This window comes from Colwellia sp. MB3u-55, from assembly GCF_014076785.1.
Classification (GTDB): Bacteria; Pseudomonadota; Gammaproteobacteria; order Enterobacterales; family Alteromonadaceae; genus Colwellia_A.
Window position 1 is genome coordinate 14,282 of the sequence record NZ_JACGUS010000102.1, and the last position, 22,660, is coordinate 36,941.

At 38.4% G+C, this 22,660-nt stretch carries 17 protein-coding genes and 1 pseudogene; 11 read left to right on the forward strand and 7 right to left on the reverse strand.

Going from position 1 to position 22,660, the window contains the following annotated elements; translation table 11 throughout:
• Positions 1-28: 28 nt before the first annotated feature.
• Entirely contained in the window at positions 29-349 is a 321-nt protein-coding gene (clpS, locus tag H4J66_RS05970; RefSeq protein WP_182171830.1) for an ATP-dependent Clp protease adapter ClpS, read from the reverse strand.
• 200 nt (positions 350-549) lie between these two features.
• Here clpS and cspD point away from each other — a divergent pair, with 200 nt between their 5' ends.
• Complete coding sequence (gene cspD, locus H4J66_RS05975) at positions 550-777, forward strand: cold shock domain-containing protein CspD (protein ID WP_070373660.1); 228 nt, start codon at positions 550-552, stop codon at positions 775-777.
• A 135-nt stretch (positions 778-912) separates the two neighbouring features.
• Here the strand turns inward: cspD and H4J66_RS05980 are convergent.
• Positions 913-1,223: pseudogene (locus H4J66_RS05980) on the reverse strand (hypothetical protein).
• Between the two features lie 177 nt (positions 1,224-1,400).
• Between H4J66_RS05980 and H4J66_RS05985 the strand changes: the two are divergent.
• The 4 genes from H4J66_RS05985 to H4J66_RS06000 all read left to right on the forward strand — a co-directional run bounded on the left by H4J66_RS05985 (position 1,401) and on the right by H4J66_RS06000 (position 5,561).
• Positions 1,401-1,592, forward strand: a complete 192-nt coding sequence (locus H4J66_RS05985) for a hypothetical protein (RefSeq protein WP_182171836.1) — start codon at positions 1,401-1,403, stop codon at positions 1,590-1,592.
• Positions 1,593-1,782: 190 nt separating this feature from the next.
• Complete coding sequence (locus H4J66_RS05990; protein WP_310650629.1) at positions 1,783-1,968, forward strand: proton-conducting transporter membrane subunit; 186 nt, start codon at positions 1,783-1,785, stop codon at positions 1,966-1,968.
• Between the two features lie 448 nt (positions 1,969-2,416).
• Positions 2,417-2,797: an STAS/SEC14 domain-containing protein gene (locus H4J66_RS05995; protein ID WP_182171841.1), complete on the forward strand. Its 381-nt coding sequence runs from the start codon at positions 2,417-2,419 to the stop codon at positions 2,795-2,797.
• Between the two features lie 697 nt (positions 2,798-3,494).
• A complete protein-coding gene (locus H4J66_RS06000; protein WP_182171844.1) occupies positions 3,495-5,561 on the forward strand; it encodes a S8 family serine peptidase in 2,067 nt (688 codons plus the stop codon).
• Positions 5,562-5,994: 433 nt separating this feature from the next.
• Here H4J66_RS06000 and H4J66_RS06005 read toward each other — a convergent pair whose 3' ends face one another.
• The 3 genes from H4J66_RS06005 to H4J66_RS06015 all read right to left on the reverse strand — a co-directional run bounded on the left by H4J66_RS06005 (position 5,995) and on the right by H4J66_RS06015 (position 15,401).
• On the reverse strand, positions 5,995-6,549 hold the full coding sequence (locus tag H4J66_RS06005) for a PEP-CTERM sorting domain-containing protein (protein WP_182171847.1): 555 nt from the start codon (positions 6,547-6,549) through the stop codon (positions 5,995-5,997).
• Positions 6,550-6,615: 66 nt separating this feature from the next.
• Entirely contained in the window at positions 6,616-11,109 is a 4,494-nt protein-coding gene (locus tag H4J66_RS06010; RefSeq protein ID WP_182171851.1) for an ExeM/NucH family extracellular endonuclease, read from the reverse strand.
• Positions 11,110-11,873: 764 nt separating this feature from the next.
• Positions 11,874-15,401: a M36 family metallopeptidase gene (locus H4J66_RS06015; RefSeq protein ID WP_182171854.1), complete on the reverse strand. Its 3,528-nt coding sequence runs from the start codon at positions 15,399-15,401 to the stop codon at positions 11,874-11,876.
• Between the two features lie 368 nt (positions 15,402-15,769).
• Here H4J66_RS06015 and H4J66_RS06020 point away from each other — a divergent pair, with 368 nt between their 5' ends.
• A complete protein-coding gene (locus tag H4J66_RS06020; RefSeq protein ID WP_182171857.1) occupies positions 15,770-16,693 on the forward strand; it encodes a hypothetical protein in 924 nt (307 codons plus the stop codon).
• Positions 16,694-16,756: 63 nt separating this feature from the next.
• The gene (locus H4J66_RS06025; RefSeq protein WP_182171860.1) at positions 16,757-17,674 is read left to right on the forward strand and encodes a surface lipoprotein assembly modifier; all 918 of its coding nucleotides are present in this window, start codon (positions 16,757-16,759) and stop codon (positions 17,672-17,674) included.
• Here H4J66_RS06025 and H4J66_RS06030 read toward each other — a convergent pair.
• The gene (locus H4J66_RS06030; protein ID WP_182171862.1) at positions 17,671-19,011 is read right to left on the reverse strand and encodes a S8 family serine peptidase; all 1,341 of its coding nucleotides are present in this window, start codon (positions 19,009-19,011) and stop codon (positions 17,671-17,673) included. The two genes, H4J66_RS06025 and H4J66_RS06030, sit on opposite strands and share 4 nt — an antisense overlap.
• A gap of 119 nt (positions 19,012-19,130) precedes the next feature.
• Between H4J66_RS06030 and H4J66_RS06035 the strand changes: the two genes are divergently transcribed.
• The 4 genes from H4J66_RS06035 (at position 19,131) to H4J66_RS06050 (ending at position 21,677) form a co-directional block, all read left to right on the forward strand.
• On the forward strand, positions 19,131-19,622 hold the full coding sequence (locus H4J66_RS06035) for an RNA polymerase sigma factor (protein ID WP_182171865.1): 492 nt from the start codon (positions 19,131-19,133) through the stop codon (positions 19,620-19,622).
• Entirely contained in the window at positions 19,619-20,368 is a 750-nt protein-coding gene (locus H4J66_RS06040) for a hypothetical protein (protein ID WP_182171868.1), read from the forward strand. The genes H4J66_RS06035 and H4J66_RS06040 overlap by 4 nt, the downstream gene beginning before the upstream one ends.
• Positions 20,369-20,380: 12 nt before the next feature.
• Entirely contained in the window at positions 20,381-20,899 is a 519-nt protein-coding gene (locus tag H4J66_RS06045; RefSeq protein WP_182171871.1) for a CC0125/CC1285 family lipoprotein, read from the forward strand.
• Positions 20,900-21,206: 307 nt separating this feature from the next.
• Complete coding sequence (locus H4J66_RS06050; RefSeq protein ID WP_070373680.1) at positions 21,207-21,677, forward strand: FKBP-type peptidyl-prolyl cis-trans isomerase; 471 nt, start codon at positions 21,207-21,209, stop codon at positions 21,675-21,677.
• A 195-nt stretch (positions 21,678-21,872) separates the two neighbouring features.
• Here the strand turns inward: H4J66_RS06050 and H4J66_RS06055 are convergent, their stop codons facing one another.
• Positions 21,873-22,562, reverse strand: coding sequence for a glycerophosphodiester phosphodiesterase family protein (locus H4J66_RS06055; RefSeq protein WP_220463224.1), 690 nt, complete (start codon positions 22,560-22,562; stop codon positions 21,873-21,875).
• Positions 22,563-22,660: the final 98 nt, after the last annotated feature.

Below are 22,660 nucleotides of genomic sequence, written 5' to 3' on the forward strand. Positions count from 1 at the left end.
AGACTACTCCACTTTAAACCATGCGAATTCACGCTTTTTCCATTGTACATTGCAATGGGTGCTCATTTTCTAATGCGTATTGATTAACTTGTTCAACTTTTGTTTCTGCTATTTCAGCAGTAAAAGTACCGCATCGCCCCTTTCCTTTATAATGAATCTCTAACATTACGTCGGTCGCCTTATCTGAGTTCATATTAAAAAATCGACACAGCACATCTACGACAAAATCCATCGGCGTATAATCATCGTTAAGTAACACAACAGTATACATAGGGGGCTTTTCAAATTGCTCTACAAGTTCGTCTTCAAGGACTTCTTGATTATCTAGTAACTCTTTCCACTTGCTCATAATTTTATATTAGTCTGTACCTAGTGATTTTGCTTTAACATTTAAAAAAATAAATATTCAATTAACTGATAAATTTAACTTGATTATTTATGTAACTTGTCTACTGTTTACTTTAGTGATTATTTTTTAATCATTTATACATTTATGTTAATGCTTTTATGCAAGCATACCTAATTACCGATGTAGAAGGAAGTTGAAGTATGGCTCACGGGACAGTGAAGTGGTTTAATAATGCAAAAGGGTTTGGTTTTATTCGTCCAGAGGATGGTGGTGAAGATATTTTCGCGCATTATTCAACAATCCAAATGGAAGGATACCGTACATTAAAAGCTGGTCAAGACGTTGATTATGAACTAAATGCAGGCCCAAAAGGTCATCATGCTGCTAGTATTACACCTGATGAAATTGAAGCTATGGGTGAAGAATAATTTTCTATTGTGCTACAATAATCCGATAAAACACCTGTTTGCTCATCTAGCAACCAGGTGTTTTTTATTAAGTACTTTTAACTAATTAGAATAGAAATACCCAAGCAAAACATAGGCAACAGAAAAATATTGATTTTAGTTTACCTTTAATGACCAAAGTAATAAGTAAGAAAGCTCACTGATCAAACTTGGTAAGTCTTCCTTGGGGAAAATTAAAGAAATTAAAGAAGAAACACCAAGAATGCCCAGAATATTAAAAATATTACTGCCAGCAACATCTACAACAGCTAAATCCTTGTGTTTTCTTAATACCGCCATTACCGAAATAGTAAATTCGGGCAGAGATGTCCTATGGCAACTAAAGTGAGCCCTATAAGCGCGTCAGATAATCCTAAAGCTTTAGCAATAATCGTTGTTTCAGTAACAAAATACTGTGCTCCTAGCATAAGAAAACCTGAACCAAATCCTATCGATAATACTTCCAGCCATATTTTGTGAGGTTCAGTGTAAAGCTCTTTTCCTTCAGCTTGGTGGAGTTTATATAAAGCATTACTATGATTTTTCTCTTTTTAAATGATGAAGCCTAAATAAGCTAAAAGCGACTAATTATCACCACACCAGAAATGATAGAGAAAGAACCGCTTAAATCATTACTACATGCTGTAGCGCCAGTAAAAGCTGACTTTTTTGACATTATACGTGTGGTTTATGATTTATATAGCGTCAATCTAGCAAGTTCTTTAGGTGTTTTACAAGTCCTGTTGGTCTTTGCATTTATTATCATTATTCATGGTTCGATAAGAATTATTTATTAAGATAATATAAAAAACGTCTTGCCCATTCAACGGTTAGTCGGTTGCCATGTATAACGCTAAGCGTTGCACTCGCCGTTTTTATTGCTGCTATTGGTTAGTGCATCAAGAGATAATGAAAATCACTCTGTTCTTTTTTGCTGGTTTATTTGCTGAAGCACATCGTATTTATAAATTCAGTTAGTTAAATGACATTGCTAAAAAAATGCCGATCTCAATAACTCTCTTTGCCATTGAATTTTTAGGCATGATTGGTATACCGCCAATCGCTGGCTTTGTTTCTAACTGGTATCGTGGTATTGAAACATATAATGCTTGGGTAATAGCAGTACTCATGACAGTAATCTCAATACCCGTTACTGGTCATTTGGCTAGTTAACACGCTACTAGTGCTGTTAGCGCCTTGGTATTTACTTAATAAAAATTTCACCTTAACCAGCTTATTATCACTGGTGACCCTAAACAGCTTTATATCATCGTTAATCCCAATATTTCTAGCCGTTGTTGTCTATAAATTACTGGTTGCTTTTAAGCTAAACGGGCGCATAATTTTCAGCCTCGATGCATTCAAACTAAGAGTGATAAATAAGTCTTTCTCAACAAACAAGAAGCTAATAGTAAATATTGAGCAAGAGAAAGCTGTTGACCTGAGCAATTCATGCTACTGAATATTCAGTCAACCTATATGTCAGTCGTGTTAATTGGTGTTCGTATTTTATTATTAGTGGCCTTTAGCGTTTAAACGCAATGTGCTATCGTCTAGTAAGAGATATTTAGTCGATTAACTAAACTCGACTAAAAAATGGTTATGTTATTGGAGAACCAAATTGACAATAGAACATGGTGACAACACAATAATTTTAAAAGAAAATATTATACATATAACGTTGAAAGGCTCTTTTAATGAGTATGGTGCTGAAAAAGTCTCGCAAAAGACATCAGCAATAATCAAGTCGCTCAATCAAAGTAAGTTTCTGATATTTGTTGATCTTTTAAACTTGGATGGTGCTACGCCAGACGCATTTAATATTTCTAATAAGTTTAATGGGTGGCTCAATGGTCAAAATATGGTAGCAAAAGCTATCGTTATCACATCGCAGGTAATAAAAAATATTGACCAACAATGGGTACCCTCGAAAGTGCTTCAAAATATAGAGTATTTTGATAATAAAGACGATGCATTAATTTGGTTGAACAAACAGATTTAATACAATGTGTTTGTTTACCTTTTAATTTTTATCTTAAAAATAAAGATAAGTTGTAACTGAATTCTCGAACACCAGAGTGAACTACTCGGCACTAAATTACTGAGCTTTCTCGATGATAAAGATAAAATTACTGTTATGATTTTTAGTGTATTGATTATAAAAACCATTAATACCAATACCGGTATATTTATTAGTTGAACATTACATTTTTCGTTACTCCCTTCAATCAAAAAAAACAGTTAAACTGTTGATTTATAAGGAAATACAAAACTCCACAAGAATAAAAAAACATATCAAGCGATCTCCAAATAAAGAAAATTAGCTTCATCACGTAACAACTAAGAAATCAGATCGATCACAAGGTAATAAAACGGCTTAACGATTAAACTCATAGTTTTGAACATTTTCATAAGTAGTCTCATGTATTTATTCATTCGACAAGCCCCTTGTAACTTAATGAATTATTATGACTTTCATTAAGTTGCAGGTATTCATTTTATCAAGCCTATCCAATATATAAGTCGCAATTATTATTTCATCACTCCCCTTTAAGCCAGTTAAAATAATGACTAAGTAGTTTTATCACAGTGCCCTAGGGGTTCTTCCCGATTATAACGCTCAAAAGAATTATGCACAGTAACTGAGTTAATGAAATAAAAATCATTCAAAATTATAATCATTCAAAAGGTATAAGAAAATGAAAAAGACACTTTTGGCACTATCGGTTAGTGTACTTGCTGCGACCACATTTAATGTTAATGCTGATGCGATTATTGGCTCAAAATTACAGACGTTGTTACCCACTTTAGTTCAAAGTACTAAAGTAATTGTTTCAACTCACCATTACAATGAACTCGATAATGTTATGACAGCTTTAAACGTTCCTTATTTAGCGTTAAAAGTATTACCTATGGCGGGAACTTCTTTAACTCGAAGCCAAATCAATACTTTAGCTAAAGATTCACGGGTTAAGAGTATTTATTTTGATGCGCCTTTAGAATATTACAACTATAACTCTGGCGAAATTACCAGTGGTCATCTAGTACATGACGATTATGGTGTTTATGGTGAAGGTTCAACGATTGCAGTACTAGATTCAGGTGTTGATGCAACACACCCTGATTTATTACTCGGTGAGAAAACTATCCAAAATGTTAAAATTGCTGGTGACCTTGATTTTGCTGGTGGTAAGAACTTATTTTTAGAAGGTGTGCCAAATACTGATACGAGTTCAGGACACGGTACACATGTTGGCGGCACTGTTGCTGGTAGCGGTGAAGCATCAAGAGATGATGAACGTAGAAGTTTTTACCAGGCAGGCATCGCCCCAAAAGCAACCTTGGTGGGTCTAGGAGCTGGTGAAGCGATTTCAATTCTTTATGCTATTGCTGGCTTTGATTATGCAATCGCTAATAGTGAACGTTATAGCATAGATGTAATAACTAACAGTTGGGGTGGAGGTGACGGCGCAAGCTTTGATCCGAATAATCCAACCAATCAAGCTTCTTATCAAGCTTACAAAAAAGGCATCGTAGTGACTTTTGCCGCTTCTAATAGTGGTCCAGATGACAACACCCTTAATCAATATGCCATTGCACCATGGGTTATTAACGTCGCAGCTGGCACAACAGACCGTCAATTAGCTGATTTTTCAAGTCGAGGCGTTGAAGGTGACTGGATTAAAACACCTGATATTACTGCCCCAGGTAGCGCGATTGTATCAACACGAGCACTTAACACGCCATTGGGCGCTGCAGGTCCTATTATCGACCCTGCACATCCAGAATATCACCTGTACTACGCAAGTATGAGTGGTACGTCAATGGCGACCCCCTTTGTTGCTGGTGTGGTCGGTTTATTGTTGGAAGTGAATCCCCTGTTATCACCCGATCAAGTTGAACAAATTTTAAAAGACAGCGCAGATGAAATGCCGGGTTATAAAGTTCATCAAGTGGGTGCAGGTCATATTAACGTAAAAGCGGCTGTAGATTTGGCCATAGTTACTACCGGCGAAAGAGCAGAATTTCTTAACGGACAAACTGGTTGGTCTAGCCAGGGAGTTTGGTCTGAAGTTTCTGAAACTGATAACAATATTAATTACAAAAAACGTTGGGCTGTAAAAAATAGTACCTTATCGTCAGATGGCACCTTTAAGCAAACACGACGTAGAAACGCGCAAATTAGCTTTGATTTCATTGGTGATAGCGTTCAATTAAAATATATAACTAATAATAGAAAAGGTCATGCCGAATTATTTCTTGATGGTAAAAGCCAAGGTTTATTAGATTATTATTCACCTCAACGTCAAGTTAAAACCGTTGCATTTAGAGATTTATCTACCGATAGTATTCATAGCATAAGTCTTAAACGCATTAACGGTACAGTTTCATTTGACGGTATTTTACTCGACGGTCAATTAGTCGACTCAGCTGCAGTTATTATCAAAACTGACAGTAACTTCGCCGGTTCAGTTGGCCCGTCATATGAAAATATGGAAGTGTCAGACCATGATATACAGCTGACAGACAACGTTTCTATGCTTAATGCTGTGTTAACCTGGTCAGGTGTTGCAGATTTAGATTTTGACTTGCTTAACGAAGCGGGTGAAGTTGTCGCTAACAGCGCCTCTTTAGATAACCCAGAAGAAATTAACTTTCGCCCAACTAGCGGCGGACTTTATACGCTACGCGTTAATGGTTATATTTCAGTAGCTACTGACTACACGATTGAAGTAACAACATCAAAACTTGAAACTAATGATTAATAATTTAGTTTAAGTATTAAGCCGCTAGATAAACCTAGCGGCTTTTTTTATGGCTAATTTTTATTTATTTTCTCTATTTTGTTCAACCTAGTCATTAATCATCAATGCTATTTTCTCGTTTAGCGTTTCTTGCGCAAATAAGACAGTAGAGTCACTACCTTTAACGCTCACTAAAGCCAAAAAAGCGATACGTTGTAATGTACTAGATGAGTATCAAAAAGGTTTATTAACACGAACGTAAAGATGAATGTTAACAATTAATAGCGTAATACCGTCGATATCCAATAAAACGAGCGTTAAGACCTTTAGTTTGATTATAACTTCAGCTGACAAAAGTTTACGGGTTTTTATCACTAACACCAATTAAATAACGGATAAAAAAAGCGCTAATCATGACGATTAGCGCTTTTATAATCAAAGATTAAAACCTAAATTAAGATTTTTTCTTTAAAGACCTCGTCATTAATCCCATCAGCCCTAACGCAAATATTGCTAATGTAGACGGCTCAGGAACATCGGTTACTGATGAAGATACTTGACCCAATGCATCAGCGTTAACAGGCGTTGCAACAGCGAACATATCAAATGGGTCACTCAAGGTAAATTCATTTACCACTAGAGAAAAATCGGTCGTCCCTGCTTCTATTGCCTGCAATGTGAACTTTCCTAATAAAAAATCACCACTCGATGGAATAAAATCAACAAATCCAATAGCTACGCCATTTCCAACTTGATTCCACAACATAAAAGTAGTTGAAAGTTCGGTTGTAAACGTAAGGGGTAAAAAACTAAAGACACTTGTATCAAAATTAACATTTAAAGAAAATACATCAAATTCGTCAAAACCCGTGGCATTTAAGGTAATTTCCATCATTTCGCTAACCAAAACATCACTTTGGTCTGCTGAAAGAGTAATTAGTCCGGCGTTAGCGTTTCCACCAAACGTTGCACACAATATTAACGTTGCTACTATTAATAACTTCTTCATTTTACTACCTTTTAATTTAATTTAATTTTGTTTGTTTTATTGTTTGTCTGTTTTAAGCAATTTAGCCTAATTAGCCGCACAGCGAGTGCGAGTACATAAACTCATCATAACGCGAACATCCATCATAGATACGGCCCCATCATTATTGAGGTCAAACGCTAAATCGATCGTTTGTCCAAACTGTATTGCACGCATCAAACCGCGTAAATCATTGATATCAATATCGCCATCTCCATCAAAATCGCCTTGGATTGCTGCAGGTGTAAAATCGAATGCAACGATAACAGGATCATGGTCAGACATTCTGTAAGCATTATTGTCATATAAGCTAACTAACTGATCAGCCGTTTTATCCGGATGGCTAAAACCAGAGCCACAAAGTTCAGTGTTGTAATCAAGAACACAAGGTTCATCTGCATTAATATGCCATTCTGTTGTATCAACCACTTTGGTTAATAAACTACTGCTCGCTAGGGCATGATCTAGGTAACCCACTTCACCACCAAAGAGGTAAGAATAGGCTTGTTCGCCTGCAAATTGATGAATGAGGTTAGTGAAACCGTTACTTGTAAATGCTCTGATTGGATCTTCCATTGCATAAGCGTTCAAATCACCCATCACTAGCACATCTTCTTGCAGACTCAATGTCGCATCAGTCGCTAACCAATTCATCAGTTCGTTGGCCTGCGCTACCCTTTTTGCATTGAAACAGGCTTGTCCATCGTTCTGATCTTGGTCTGCACCTGAAGCTCTGCTACAACCCCCTTTAGATTTAAAGTGGTTAACAACAACGGTTATAGCTGAACCGTTATTGTTTAGCGTAAATATTTGAGCTAACGGAGGTCGATTAAATATGCCGTTGTTATTTAACATGGCATTACCCGACGCTGAAACACTGCTAGGTTTATAAAGAAGCGCAACTGCAATCGCATCGGTGCCAATGGTTCCTCCCGTGTTAACAAATGCATAGGTATCTGCACCCACAACGGCATTAATACGCGCAACTAATTGAGCTAATGTACTGTTGGCGTCTACTCCATCATTTTCGATTTCCATTAAACCAATAACGTCGGCATCAATAGCGACAATTGCAGCCACGGTTTTAGCAAATTGACGCTCTAACTCTTCAGCGGTATCTGCGCCCCTTGCTGTTGGGAAACCTCCACCTTGACCATCACCATTAAATAGATTTAAAACGTTCAAGCTAGCTATTTTAAGGTTAGATGGCGACAGTTCCGGTTGGGCGAGTCTGATGTTGTCATTTACAAACGTAGGAGCTACTACTGGAATTATTCTGTAATTACTGAAACTATAATCAATTATTCCAGTTAACTCAGTAACTAAGTCACCAATGCGTAAGCTGTTGTCAGCCGATAAGCCTCCAGTAGGGAAGATTATTTGCTCAGGATATGAGCCATTAACACCATCGTCTAAAATAATTCGGTTCAAGGAGTTTTCATTCGCCAGTGCTACAGCTTCAGCCGAACCAGGCAAATGTATGTTAGTTGGCACAAACAATCTACTGCTAGATAGCGTAACTTCGCCAAATTTGGCTAGGTTATAATTATCGCTAACGGTAAGTGAATCGGTGTTGCTAACCAACATTCCTTCTAATGCTTCAGGTTGTTCAACAGAGGTAAAGGGCAAGGATAAGGTCGTAGTAGATACACTACCCGTTCCACAAATAATAAGATCTTGTGCTGGCGATAATTGCGTTCGCCCGAAGAATTCTGAAACATTACCAGCAACACGGACTAGATCACCATTTGATGGTGTAATTGTATTGGCCGTATTAAAGACAAACAGTGCTTCTGAAGTTAACGGATCCGCATCAACATCTGTATCGCTTTCTTGTATAAAGAACCCGTCAAGTGCTGGTAACACTGATGTTACGATAGCTTCAACGACAAGGTTTCGGCCTACTAAAGGTGAAACATCAGCATTGCCTTGGATATCATGGATAAACGTCGATGGATCTGAACACTGACCTATTAGCATTGGTGTACCATCACCATCACCATCGCCGCCGCCGCCGCCGCCGCCGCCAGTATCACCACCAGAACCAAAGGTTTGATTTGTATTTACATTATTGAATGTATTAGCATTGACATCTTCCCAAGTAAAATCAGCTGAACTGTAACCCGTTCCGCCAAGCTGTAAAGAAAGACCAGCAAGAGTATTACTTGTTTCTGAAACGCCTATGTCCGTGCTAATCATTCCGCTTGCGGGACCATTAGTAGCGGTAAGTGAGCCTTCATAACTTAAGAATTCAATGACAGTTCCGTCGTTATCAATCAGAGCAATGCCGTCAGGAGAACCATTCTGGATGCCGCTGATGTCAAATGACAGGGTTCCAAATCCAGCTTGTTGATTAGTCAACACACCAGACAAATCAACTGTTTTGTATGTAGTTCCGTTTGAACCGTTGTAAAGCACTAAACTCAAACCTGATAAGTCGGTTCCTGCTGGACCGGCAACTTCAATCGCTTCTCCAGTATCACCGCCGACGTTGTCATAGTGAATTTCATTAATAAAGACACTACCCGCCAAAAACGTTTGCTTGGTATTTACATTGTTAAATGTATTTTCAGCTGCGGCTTGCCAAGTAAAGTCTGCGGAAGTAAAACCTATACCCGCTAACTGAAGAGAAAAACCAACCACTGTGCTACTTACTTCTGAAACACCAATATCTGTGCTAGTAATGCCAGTTGCAGGACCATTGGTAGCAGTTAACGAACCTTCATAACTTATGAATTCTAGAACACTGCCATTACTATCAATAAGCGCTATACCATCTGGTGCGCCATTTTGCATACCTGCAATGTCAAATGACAAGGTGCCAAAGCCATTCTGTTGGTTTGCCAATATGCCAGCCAATACTTCTGTTTTGTATGTGGTTCCGTTTGAACCATTGTACAGAACCAAACTCATACCGGTTAAATCAGTTCCAGCAGGACCCGCTATTTCAATCGATTCACCAATATCACCGCCAGCGTTGTCATAGTGAATTTCATTAATAAATATATTTGATGTACTGCCGCCATTATTTCCACCGCCAGTATCGCTACCGCCAATATCACCGCCGCCAGTATCACCGCCGCCGTCAGAGTTACAGGCTTCGCTACCATATAGAGTTGTTACCCATTCAGGGTGATCAATAAAAGGATTACGATTTCCTTGATATTCGTAAATGGTATTGTTTCGTTTTTGCTCAAAGGCATCAATTGGATCTGCATTATGCCACTCAATTAAACGACATAACCTGCCAAGTTCAGGCCCACTGGTATTTGTACTTTCCACAACGCGCAAATCTGGCATGTTAGCGTCGGCTACTTCATATCGCGCATCCATATAAAAGACCATTCGTGCGACATCACCTTTTACTATATCTCTAGGTTCGAATGAATTGCTGTCAACCTTATTACCAGGCGCCTCTCCAATTTCAGACCCACCACTATCAAAATCTAAATTGCCTCTTGTGCTGTTAACTGAAATATCAGTAGGTCTTAGGTGATGGATATCTGTATAGCCAGACTGACTTTCACTACTAAAACCACCATGACTTTTCGCCCATACATGTTCCCTGTTCCAGTTTTCTGGATCACTAGAAGCTGGGCCACTGCCGTTTGAAAGTTTAGCTTTGGAAATACCACGATAGAATAAGATTACGTTATCTGAATTTGACGGGTCTTCATCAGTTTCAGTCAATGCGGTCCAAACCTCTGCATAACTTAGGTCTTTGTGATTTTGACTTATTGCGGTGGTTATTTCCCCTTTAATTGCGGTAGTACCATGTCCGCCATTAATCGCCAAAATTACATCTTCATAATAAGTGGCATCGTCAAAATTGGTCGAGTTAGCAACTTTTTCTAGATCTGGGCAGTTAACACAGACGCTGCCACTGGCACCATCGTCCACATTGCCGCCACCACTATTATCACCGTTGTTACTATCACCACTGTCATCAAATGTTTGGCCTGTATTTACTGCGCCGAATGTATTTGCATTAGCTCCTTGCCAAGTTGAACCATCAAACTGTAGTGAATAACCCGTAGGTGTACTACTGGTTTCAGCAACACCAATATCAATACTTGTTAAGCCATTTGCTGCACCATTTGTGGCTGTTAACGTTCCTTCATAACTTAAGAATTCAACGACAACACCAAGATTATCTACCAATGCAAATGCATCAGGTGCGCCGTTTTGTATACCCGACTTTGTAAAAAATTGCGTACCAAAGCCTGCTTGTTGATCAGGAATAATGCCAGACAGGCTTACAGAGCTATAGCTAGTTCCATTACTACCATTATATAAAATAATTGACCAACCGGTTAAATCTGTTCCTGCAACACCAGCGATTTCAACTGCTTCACCTACGTCTGATCCTGCATTGTCGTAGTGTATTTCGTTAATAAAAACATCTGCTGCAAACGCTGTTTGTGTCATAGAAAAACATAATGCAGACATAAGCATCACTTTTTTTAAGCAACGTTTGGGGTTGTGATTGTTAGGGGGAACAGCCATGATTTTTGGTCGTAAGGCTAATCGATTTTTTTTCATTTTATTTATCCATATTACGTTTATTATTTTTATTAAAGTGCTATGTATTTGCACTTAGCCATTTGATTCAATATTTTTGTAAACCACTCATTCACATCGTAATTAATTTTTTTTGGGCGTATTGTCTATAATTTAGAATGATAAAGGTTTTATAATTACTGCCCGTAATTAACATCTTTTCTTTGAATAAAGATTTTAAGAAATAATCGCTTAGCGATTTTAGTAAAAATGGGTAGTGCAAATAATAAATTGAAACGATTATTTTCAATGATAGAGAGCAATATAGGGTGGATAAAATGAATGAATAAAACTTTCCAGTCTTAGAGAAAAGAGAAAATATAAAAAAAGATAAATCTGTGTATCTAAACTCCATTTTACATTCTTATATTGTTGTTTTATGTATGGCTATTATTTCCCTAAAATATGACATTTTAATGAATAACCTAATAAAATATTTATATTAAAAATCACTTTAAAGTAAAATTTTCCATAAACTGACTAAGTGGTCAAATAAAAAAAATGAATTATAATATTGTTTAACTTAACAATTCTGTCTAATAGTAGTATTCAGCTGACCATCAGGATGGATAATAAAATAATGGATGCACTATTTATTCAATACGTATATTTGTACCTTCTCTTCTCGTTGATTGCTCACTAATAAGATATTTTTTTTGGTGGGTGGCAAAACACTTTTAGCAAAAAAAAACAAAAAAAAGCCCACTTATATCACTAAGTGGGCTATTACTTTTTTTAATAAATAATTAAAGTGTTGCTGTTGTACCCATCATTGGCGCAGCAGTTACTGACTTCACATCATCAGGTTCGACGACCATAATCGTGCCATTAGCTGGGTTTACTACAAACTCAACTAGCTCCACAGAACCTACAGCAGAATCAGCAGTACTTGCTTCGGTACTCGCATCTGATTCATTTAGTACCATTTGGTCTAGCACAATAGTAAATTGAGTTGGACCATTGGCATAACCTTTAACACGTAGAGTGTAGCTTTCACCACCAACAACCGTGCTACCTACCTGCTCTGAAGGGCCTAAGTTACCAGAAGTAACCATGACATTGCCGTCACTGTCGAGCATTGAGAAATCCAAATCTGGATAGGCTCCACCCACTTCAGTGTCTGCTGTTAAGGTTGCAACAATACTTTGTGCACTTGTCTGTGCTGTAAAGACCACATCAACATAATCGACACCGTCAGCAACTTCTACGTCTGTAGTGCCAATAGCAACTATGCCTTTATACTCAGAGATATTATGATAAACCACAGTACGATCTGCACTTGGTGATGTATCAACAGGTACTTGACTACCATTAGCCGCTTGTGATGGCATTAGTACTTTAGCGAACACTTCAGCCGTAAAGGAAAAAGGTTCAAACCTTGGGTTATTAAACACATAAGTACGAGCAGAAGAATCCATTCCTGGTGCTAAAGATTCGTTATACGTAAACGTTGCGGTATCTCCATCTTGGCCAGTACCACCATTATCGGCATTATCTAAAGTCACTCTAGCGTTATTAATCGAAACAATATTAAAGTTGATAGGACCAAATAAATCCACGCCACCTGTATTTGTTAATGTATAATCAATACTAAACTGACCGTCCGGAGCTAAAAAGTTACTGAATTTATATTCAATATTATCAGTAATATCCGTTGTTTTTAACTGAGTCCTCGCCGTGCCTGATAAATCAGAAAAACCAACTTGTCCAGAGGCATTAACGTCAATAGCACGAACAACGTATTGATAATCATAAGCATCGATACCTTGACCTGCGCCACGACCAAAACCCTGTCCTTTGTCGCTGTAACTGGCACCCGTTACAAATTCAACATGGGTATAGCCATTATTTTCTATATCGCCGTCGACATATTCACGACCCGGTACACCAGCGAATAAACGAGCTGGGCTGCCACCTTTACGCTTTAATATTTGATAGCCAATGGCATTATCTACTTCATTCCAAGTCACTTCAATGGTGTCTGGTGTGGTAATCGTTGCAACAATATTTTGTGGTGCAGCTGGCGCTTCTTGATTCGCAGTAAAGTCACTTACCGCTGTTGAAATCATCTGCACACCACCTAATGGAGCTGAAGCGTTTAATCCCAATTCACGAGCGGCAAATACACGTTCAATAATAGCATGATGTTGACCCAGAGATTTAGCATCTACAGAGACAGTTGGATATAGCATAGCGTCAGCTGTTAATGCCGCATCTCGCGCTTTAACAAAGGTATCTGGCGCACTAACACCTAAAATATACATAGAGCCAAGGAAAATACGTTCCCACGTTTCTTTACCTAAACTGGTTAACTGTGTTGCATCACCCGTTGTTGGATCTGGACGAGCAAAGTCGTTAGCTGGATACATCTCGAGCATAATTTCTCGTAAGTCCCACATCGCGCCGGCATATATTTCGCCATCTCTGTGTACTTCAAAGTCGTCACCGCGTGTACCTAATTGTGAATAACGTAATTGGCTTTGGCCACTACGAATATATTCAAAAGAATCAGGATCTGTACCATTTTCGCGTAATAAGTCTCTTAACCCACAACCTGCAACCGGGTAACTACCTAAATCAGGTGTTTCACCTATGGTATAAGCCCATAAATCGGCTTGCCCTTCGTTCAAGGCACCACCTTCAGGGCTACCTTCAAAGCCAGCAATAGGTGTGATAGTCGCATGCGTACCTTCGTGCATTGGTACACTAAAATCTATTGCTAAGTTGTTAAAGTAATAACCATGACCATAAAATGTTGGGTTAACAACGACTTCTTGGCCACCAATTTCTTGTGTAAGAGGTATAGCAAAAGCATTATCTAAGTTTACTATTTTATTTAAAAGCTCAGGATCACTAAAGTCTATATCTTGAGCTTCTAGTGCCATAAACACGTTAGGTATATGAACGACACCTACTAAAGGCGTTGACTCATTAGGGTATTGATCAGGAAAACTACCACTGCCAAACCCTCTAGCATGAACATCGTCACCATCTTTGTGCAAATAGTCTAAATATTCCATTAAGTTAGTGATATATATAAATTGACTGATACCGTCGAATTGCTGTGCAGGCTCAGCAGTATGATCTTTTTCATTAACGCGGCCATAAAGAGGTGCAGCGTCTTGGTCAAAATAATAAGTGCCTAAAGCCGCTTGCGCGAATGGCAATTTGCTCGATGAAGCATTAAGAATAAGTGCATTAGTACCTGTTAATACACTACCAACACCTGTTACTCGGTTAGTTTCATCAAATTTTCTTAATTTAATGCGCAATAACCCTTCAGGTGTGCCCGTTAAACCGCCATCTGCATCAACAATTTCACAAGAGTCTTGTAATTCTTTGGTGATCGGTGGGAAAGTCGGAAAATAATCAGCAAATTGATCGGTTGGTTGTGGCTCTTCGGCCGTGCGCACTTGATCTTCACGGTAAACTATCTCACCCGTTTGTGCATCAACCATGTATTTAAATACGCCAAAAGGATTCGTTGAGTAGTAATAAAACTGCCAAACTAAGCTATGGCTATCAGCCGTTTGCACTATGCGTAGCTCTGGTATGGGTGTTTTAAACACACCTAGCTCTGCTGCTATTAATTCATAGGCCGGGGTTAGTATTGACATAGCCTCTGCGGGGATATTCTTTTCGAATTGTACAAGATTACGCGTTGCCATTAACACCGCATCATCAGCAGATAACCCTGGTTGACCGGCTACTGTAAGGGCTTTTTGATAAGGACCCATAATGGCGCGAACGTTGTTGTTACCATCAATAACAACACCTAAACCATTGCCATCAACAAGAATACCATCGACAACTTGATCGAAACGAACAACTTGCCCACCTAATGCCGCTTTAGAGCGATTACGATTATATTTCAGTTGGTCATTGCTTAAACCTTCAAAAATTTGCTGATTGTCGGTAATGAAATTACGTGCCATATTCTCAACAGAGGTACCCGCCGTTTTAACGGTCATGCCGGTAATAGCATCAACAGTCCCTGTCGCTTGATTGATATTTACCTGTGCGTTTGGATTAGCTGCTTGAAAGTGACTGATGGCTTGAGCCTGCTCAGCGCTTAAACTCATTAAGGTATTTAGACCCGTATCTTGAATTTGATTAACGTTTGGTACATCAGCAACGTCAAAATTTAAGATTTTATTGGCCGCATTACTTCCAGTAATGATATCGCTTGTTGATGCATGAACTTGACTAGATATAACGCTTAGCGGAACAGTCAGTGCAAAAGCAATGGCACTTGATATTAATGTATTCTTCATTGTAATCACCTTTTATTATTTGTGACCTTGAGCATGATAATTAAACATATAAGTCAACATCATTCGCTTTCATGGACACTTTATGGGTAAGAAAATTATTTACTTAGTTAGGGTGCCCATTTCTCAGACAAAAAATAATCAGGTATTTCCCTCTTTTACACTAGGTATTAACCCCCAGTGTTATTACTGCTTATCTATGTAGAGTAATAAAAGTAAAACAAAAAGCCAACCTAAGACATTGATATACCGACTTAAAAAAAACAAAACTTTTAAATTTGTATTTTTATTTAAATAAACTTGGAATAAATATCTCACATCATCCGTTATCTAAGTGTCATTAACATAAACAAACCTTAGAGGAAGCAAACATGACTTCATTAAATAAAATTGCAAAAGTATTGGTAGTAAGCGGATTAAGTTGTTGGGTAAGTGTTGCACAAGCAAACACTATTCAAATTAATCAAGACGCCCAAGTTAATCAGAATACTCAATTATCTCAAGGAGTTGATAGCACTGATAATTCAGCACAAATGTCGGCACATTCAGACAGTTCCGCAACGAGTAATACACAAGTTACGGCTAATAACGCAGACAACAATCCGCAAGCCTCTGCTCCAAGTGAACCAGCGCAAAGCGAACCAACAGAGCAGCAAATCAGTAATGGCGTTAATGCAACAAGCGTTAAAGCTTTTGATAGCAATAATCAGATGGTTGCGACCCTAACAAATAATACGGGAAGCACTGTCAATATAACTGCTGGTGTTGCGGCCACGTTAAGCCAATCACTGAACCAGGTAAGCACAACAGAGCTTCCAGAAAGTGATATTCCCCAAGAGAGTGAAACGACACCTGGTGAAGACTTAGCTGAATCTGAAGGGGTTGCTAGGGCGTCCAACCTTGATAGCCAAACGTCTTTTGCTAATACGTCGCAGCTGTCGCACAGTTTATCGCAAGGCATGTTTGAAAATATGTCGGGAGGCCTACAAAATGCCAGTGCGTTAGATACCGCCACCTCTTTAACTGGTTCCTCACAACTGTCGCAGAGTTTGTCAGGAGATTTGCAAAACATTGCCGCTGCAGATGCAGCAGCACAAACCACACAAGTCTTAGAGCAAAGTATTAATGCCAATATTGTTAATTCAATTACCAGCGATACGCAAAGTGTTATTACTCAAGACGTGAATAGCCAAATTAGTCGTGTAGTTACTGAGCAGGTTAACGCTGAGATTGCTGCAGCAACTGCCGCTGAAGTGGTAAGCACTTTGGCAAGCGACTTAGCTATTGGCTTGTAATCTTACTGACTAACTTGTTAAATGCGCCAGTTACCCTGGCGCATCCTATTTAAGGAAATTAAGATGAAATATATGTTGAGCAGTTTAGGGTGCATCCTTAGTATGCAAGTGATGGCAGCAACGCCAGAGACATTTACTTTTAGTGGTGAGGCTTCTTTGGCTTTAATAAACAACTCAGCGCTTAGTGTCGATGAGCTTGATGAAGTTTCCTCACAGGGTGACAGTGGCATTCAAAAAACGGCTGCGGTTACTGGCTTGTGGACGTTCAATAATAAAGCAAAGTTAACGTCATCATATCGATATAATGACCAAGATTATCATCAGTTAGATTCTTTTGATCTTGCCTTACATCAAGTCAGTATTGATGGGACCTATAAATGGCAGGAAAAAGATTTAGGGCTACGTTATGATGGTGCTAAAGCTAAGTTAGCTGGCGAAACATATTTAACCTTTCAACAAGTCAGTATTTACTTGGGAACTTTTCTTCAACCCCAAACATTTTTACGCACTAGCCTTAAAATAAAGCGTAAAGACTTTGCCGTAATAACTCGCCGAAATGCCAACACTTTTGGTGTAAGTACTGAATTATTTCACTTTATCAATGACGGTCGCACTATGCTGATGCTAGGGCTTAGCGCAGATAAAGAAACGGCAACAGACTCACAGTTTAATTATGGTGGCTATGGGGTTAACACTAAGTTATCTCAAAAATTTGAATTATTTGGCTTAGCTCACAAAGCAACTATCGGTTGGCGTTTTCAATCGAAAGATTTTCAAGCAGTCAGCAATAATGATATCCCTAGTCAGCGTGAATCAAAAGCAGATGAACATAGGCATATATTTCACGGACAGTGGCAGTTAAACGTTAACGAATATTTAGTGGTTATTGGCAACGTTGAATATGGCGACTACCGTTCAGAGCTTGATAGCCAAACATACACTCAAACCCTTTCGACTTTAGCGATTAAAGCGCAATTTTAACGGCTTACTATCGCGCCGACACCATAAATAGGGTCCTTACCGCGAGGACCCAAATCTATTGTTGATTCATTGAGCTTTTCTAATAATTGATTTCTATTGACGCCAATTTTTGCAATTAAACAGGCTAAAGCTGCGGTTACGTAAGGTGTGGCAATCGATGTGCCTGACTCCCGCCCCACCCGCTGACCACTTTGTGCCGTTAAGACATTAACCCCTAAGGCAGAGTAATCGACATAATCACCACGATTTGACCAACGGTAAGGTTGTTGAAATTGGTCAATAGCACTCACCGCAATAACATCTTTATAAGCCGCTGGAAACATCGGAGGAGCCGCCGGACCTTCATTACCGGCTGCAGCAATAATTAAAGCGCCCTTTGCCATGGCCGAAGTAAGCACAGCCTGCAAAATTTTATTATCTGGGCCCGCTAAACTCATATTGATCACTTTTACGTCTTGTTCTATTAGCCAATTTATTCCCGCTATCATCGCTGACAAAGTTGCACCCTGAACATAATCTGACTGTTGGTAAAATACTTCTGCCGAGTAAATTTGCCCCTGTGGTAAAAGCGGTACCAACTGCTCGGTCTTGCCAACCAATAAACTTGCGATCACGGTACCGTGTTGAACTGAGGCAGCTAATTCAGCAGGCAAAAAAGACTTTGCGGTAATACTTGCCTGCTTAAAAGCATGATGGTTGGTGTCTATTGCACTATCAACTAGACCAACTTTTACCTTTAACTGACAAGCATTAAATGGGCTTTTAGTTTTTAGCTTTTCACCGACTACTTTTTTATCGGTAAGCTGACGGGCTTGACTTTGTGTTTGATAAATATGATTTCTAGCTAAACTCAGTGACGCTTTGGCAGAAAGTATATTTATTAAGGCTTTCTTTGAGTCGAGAGCTTGTGGCACATTAAAACGTAACAATGTCATGCCCAAACCAGAATAACGAGATTCATTAATTATCACCGCACCCTGACCAATTAAGCGTGCCTTATTAAGGTCGTCGGCTAAGAGTATCCATTGTCCCTTCACGGCTCGCCATCCCTGTTCTACCTCAACATCAAACCAAAGGTGTTTCCCTGTTACTGTTTCTATTGATAATGAATCAGGTAAAGCCGTAAGTGGCTCAGTCGTCAATTTATCAACATTGGGTAAGCGACTTAACGCAAATGGCGCTAGTTTACGCGGTACTTTTATTTGCTGGCTAATATCGCCTAAATTGCGATCTACTAGGGTTATATTTCCTAAAACATCACCGCTAGTGAGTTGTTGTGCCGGTAGCGATGTACTAAGAATTGAAATAAATATGGCGGTAAGAGGTAAGGTTTTCATGTTAGTCTTCAGCCTAAAAAATAAGTGTGTCGTTAATAAAACGTTTCAACTAAAAATAAATTTCCTTTTATGGAATAAATATTTTTTAGATACGTCTACTTAGTAGAGAGGAGTAAAAAATGAATAAACCTATAGAAAATATACTACCAATGCTAAGACGCTTTGCCTACTCTTTAACGGGTAATCCTGCTGATGCAGATGATTTAGTACAAACCACGCTAGAGAAAATACTCAATAAAGGTGTACCTAGTGGAGTAGACGAAACTAGGTGGGCATTTAAGGTTTGTCGCAATGTTTGGATTGACGAATATCGGTCACGAAAAGTTAGGCAGAATGCGGTACTCAAACCAGAGCTTCAAGAGCCACAAACTACTAATGAACACCAACAATTTGACAACAAAGAAACGCTGGCACACGTTAATAAAGCGATGAGTACCTTGCCTGACGATCAACGGGCCATTTTATCGTTAGTGGCCGTTCAAGGCATGTCATATAAAGAAGTGGCTTCTTCTATGGAGATCCCTGTTGGTACGGTGATGAGTCGGCTATCTCGTGCACGTGTTGCACTAATGGATATGATGAAACCCTATCAAATAGGAGCAGGCTTATGAAAATAGACAATAAAATATTGAGTGCATTTTTAGACGCCGAACTTAGCGAAGAAGCAATGGAAGAGGTCCGTTGTGCGCTAGAGACTGACGACGATTTAGTGATGCGTTTGGCTGATTTATCACAAGTTGATCACTGGGTTGACGAAAATGCTGCCATTATTGATAGTACTTCAATGCCTGATGGTATCTTACTCTTAGCACAAACCTTAGATAAAAAAATAGCAGAAAATAAAGCAAACCAGACGCCTGAAAATGTTGTTAGCTTATCACGCTGGAAAAGTGTTAACCAACGCATTAAAAAGCATTACGCCTTAGCGGCAGGTATTTCGATGATATTTGGCGTAGGAACAATAACCCTAATGCAGTCAGAGCAAACAACTGCGATTACTGCAGAGATATCACAGGTGTTAGATAAGGTAAAAAGTGGCAAAATGTCGTCAACAGACCAAGGTGATAAGGTCATGGCTAATTTAAGTTTCACTAATCATGCGGGTAATTTTTGTCGACAGTTTCAGCACATTAATTTACAAGCGGCCAGTATCAACATTGCCTGTAAAGAAAATCAGCAGTGGCAGCTTAAAATCACCAAAAACGTAGCGTTTTCCCAAGATATGGAAAATTACCGTGTTGCCAGTAACAAGGCACAACTAGACAGCGCTATAGATGAGATGATCAAAGGACAAGCAATGGATAGCGATCAAGAACAACGAGCAATAAACAATAACTGGCAAACAAATAAACAATAACCGAGGTACATTATGAAATCATTTATTCCCTTTTTATTCGTAACTTTATTAATATCAGCTTGTGCTTCTCAACCTGACTACCGCCCTGCAACTAAAGGGTCATCAGGTTATAGTGAGCAAAAAATTACCAGTGATAGGTATCGTGTACAATTTAAAATCATCTCTAACAGTGTCGCTGATGCAGCTGATTATGCGCTATTAAGATCCGCGGAGCTCACTCAAAAGCAAGGTTTTGATTGGTTTGTCGTGACCAATAAAGAAACTTTTGTTGAGTCTCAAAAAGTAGAGGTTGCCTCTGCATTTGGTTTATCGCATCAACAGCGCATTGAACGCCGTTGTGGCCTATTCAACTGTGAAACTTACCAACGCCCACATAGTGAAATAGGAATTGCCTTTAATAGCGGCAATAACCGTAAAGAAGTGCATAGTATTTTAGAGATTCGAATGGGCAAAGGCATTATGCCTAATGAATCGACTTATAGCGCCTTTGATGTGATTGAAAACTTGTCACAAAAACTTGATAAGCATTAGAAAAAACATGTGATAATAGCTAATGTAAACGCTAGCAATAATCACATAACTTGAGGTAGCTGTTAATCTAGCTATTAAACCCGGTAACATGAATGTTACCGGGTTTTTCTATAACTGAAGGGTAAATATTCAAGGCCCATCACTGCAAATAGCATAAAACACCTCTTTTGACTGAGTTAATATCACTAGATATCAGCCGTTTACTTCACAATAAAAAACATAGCACTCATATTAACGTTAAATTAATGTGACCTGTAAAAGAATCGAATGCTAGAATACACAATAATTCAAATTAATCGGATCAGTTATGAAATATGTTGTATTGGTTATAATTATTGCCTTGGTAATTTTCTTTATTTCAAAAAGTTCAAATGATAAAAAAGCCGCGGTTGAAAATATAGCTATAGCTAACCAGTTCTTAGCTACAAATAAAACCCTTGAAAATGTTGTTGAAACAGCTTCAGGTTTGCAATATCTAGTATTGGAAAAAGGTGATGGATTAAAGCACCCAAGTGCCAGTTCAAAAGTGAAAGTGCATTATCATGGCTCTTTACTCGATGGCAGTGTATTTGACAGCTCAGTTGATCGCGGTGAACCCATTAGTTTTGGCTTAAACCAAGTGATACCTGGCTGGACTGAAGGTCTTCAATTAATGGTTGTTGGTGATAAATTTAAGTTTTTTATTCCATCGAGCTTAGGCTATGGCAATAAATCTGCAGGAAAAATAACCCCCGGTTCGTTACTTATTTTTGAAGTGACACTACTCGACATTCAGTAAATAAAATATCTAAAACAGCAATAATATAAATATCATTGCTGTTTTATTTAGTCAGATGATTAGGTCTTGCCAACATGTAATAGCCACTATATAAGCTATTGATAATACCAGGGATTAATAAAGCATCAAACTTAAACAGACTGAAAAAATAAGCACAAAATCCCACACTATTTAGCGTTAATTATCGAGTCTTAATTATAATCTTTCGGGAAAATTACAAAATATACCATCAATGTTTAATTTTTTTACTTTGGCAATATCATCATAGTCATTAACCGTATAAACATAAACTTGTAACCCTTTTTGATGTGCGTCATCAACAAAGTCCTGATTGATAAAATCTAGACTTAAGTTGATGGATTGCGCATTAAGTTCAACGGCACAATCAGCATAAGAAAGAGGAACGCCTTCAAGCAAAACACCGATGGGTATTTGAGGATACAAATGTTTAAATTTGTTTAATTCATGATGATCAAATGAAGAAACCATAAAATCAAGCTCAGACCAGCCCTTTTCTTTTATGTATTTATCTATTACCTGATACGTTGCAATTGCGGTACTCCTTCCCTTTAATTCTATATTTACTATTACGCTTTTATCAACAAGATCCAAGACTTCTTCAAGTGTAGGTATAAGTTCACCTTTTCCCGCATCTAGTTGTCTTAACTCAACAAAGGTTTTATCTTCAGTATAGCCTATACCATTAGTTGTTCTGTCTACTTTATCGTCATGTATAACAATAAGTTCACCTGTTTTACATACATATACATCTAATTCTATTGCATCAACATTTAACGCTAATGCTTTTTTAAAAGACCTTAGCGTGTTTTCAGGTTCATGACCCATTGCGCCACGATGTCCTATTTTTAGTATCTTTTTATCCAAAATTTATTTCTCTTTGTTTTCTATAGTAAAATAATTAACACGGCGATATCAATACGCATAGCGCTCATTAACAGCCAACGGCTATAAAAACAGTTCTA

What these genes read in the sequence shown, in the direction of transcription:
- H4J66_RS06015 (WP_182171854.1), bottom strand. Translation starts at nt 15,401, where the DNA reads ATGAAGAATACATTAATATCAAGTGCCATTGCTTTTGCACTGACTGTT.
- cspD (WP_070373660.1), top strand. Translation starts at nt 550, where the DNA reads ATGGCTCACGGGACAGTGAAGTGGTTTAATAATGCAAAAGGGTTTGGT.
- H4J66_RS06030 (WP_182171862.1), bottom strand. Translation starts at nt 19,011, where the DNA reads ATGAAAACCTTACCTCTTACCGCCATATTTATTTCAATTCTTAGTACA.
- H4J66_RS06010 (WP_182171851.1), bottom strand. Translation starts at nt 11,109, where the DNA reads ATGAAAAAAAATCGATTAGCCTTACGACCAAAAATCATGGCTGTTCCC.
- H4J66_RS06045 (WP_182171871.1), top strand. Translation starts at nt 20,381, where the DNA reads ATGAAATCATTTATTCCCTTTTTATTCGTAACTTTATTAATATCAGCT.
- H4J66_RS05985 (WP_182171836.1), top strand. Translation starts at nt 1,401, where the DNA reads ATGATAGAGAAAGAACCGCTTAAATCATTACTACATGCTGTAGCGCCA.
- H4J66_RS06020 (WP_182171857.1), top strand. Translation starts at nt 15,770, where the DNA reads ATGACTTCATTAAATAAAATTGCAAAAGTATTGGTAGTAAGCGGATTA.
- H4J66_RS06000 (WP_182171844.1), top strand. Translation starts at nt 3,495, where the DNA reads ATGAAAAAGACACTTTTGGCACTATCGGTTAGTGTACTTGCTGCGACC.
- H4J66_RS06040 (WP_182171868.1), top strand. Translation starts at nt 19,619, where the DNA reads ATGAAAATAGACAATAAAATATTGAGTGCATTTTTAGACGCCGAACTT.
- H4J66_RS06035 (WP_182171865.1), top strand. Translation starts at nt 19,131, where the DNA reads ATGAATAAACCTATAGAAAATATACTACCAATGCTAAGACGCTTTGCC.
- H4J66_RS06005 (WP_182171847.1), bottom strand. Translation starts at nt 6,549, where the DNA reads ATGAAGAAGTTATTAATAGTAGCAACGTTAATATTGTGTGCAACGTTT.
- clpS (WP_182171830.1), bottom strand. Translation starts at nt 349, where the DNA reads ATGAGCAAGTGGAAAGAGTTACTAGATAATCAAGAAGTCCTTGAAGAC.
- H4J66_RS06050 (WP_070373680.1), top strand. Translation starts at nt 21,207, where the DNA reads ATGAAATATGTTGTATTGGTTATAATTATTGCCTTGGTAATTTTCTTT.
- H4J66_RS06025 (WP_182171860.1), top strand. Translation starts at nt 16,757, where the DNA reads ATGAAATATATGTTGAGCAGTTTAGGGTGCATCCTTAGTATGCAAGTG.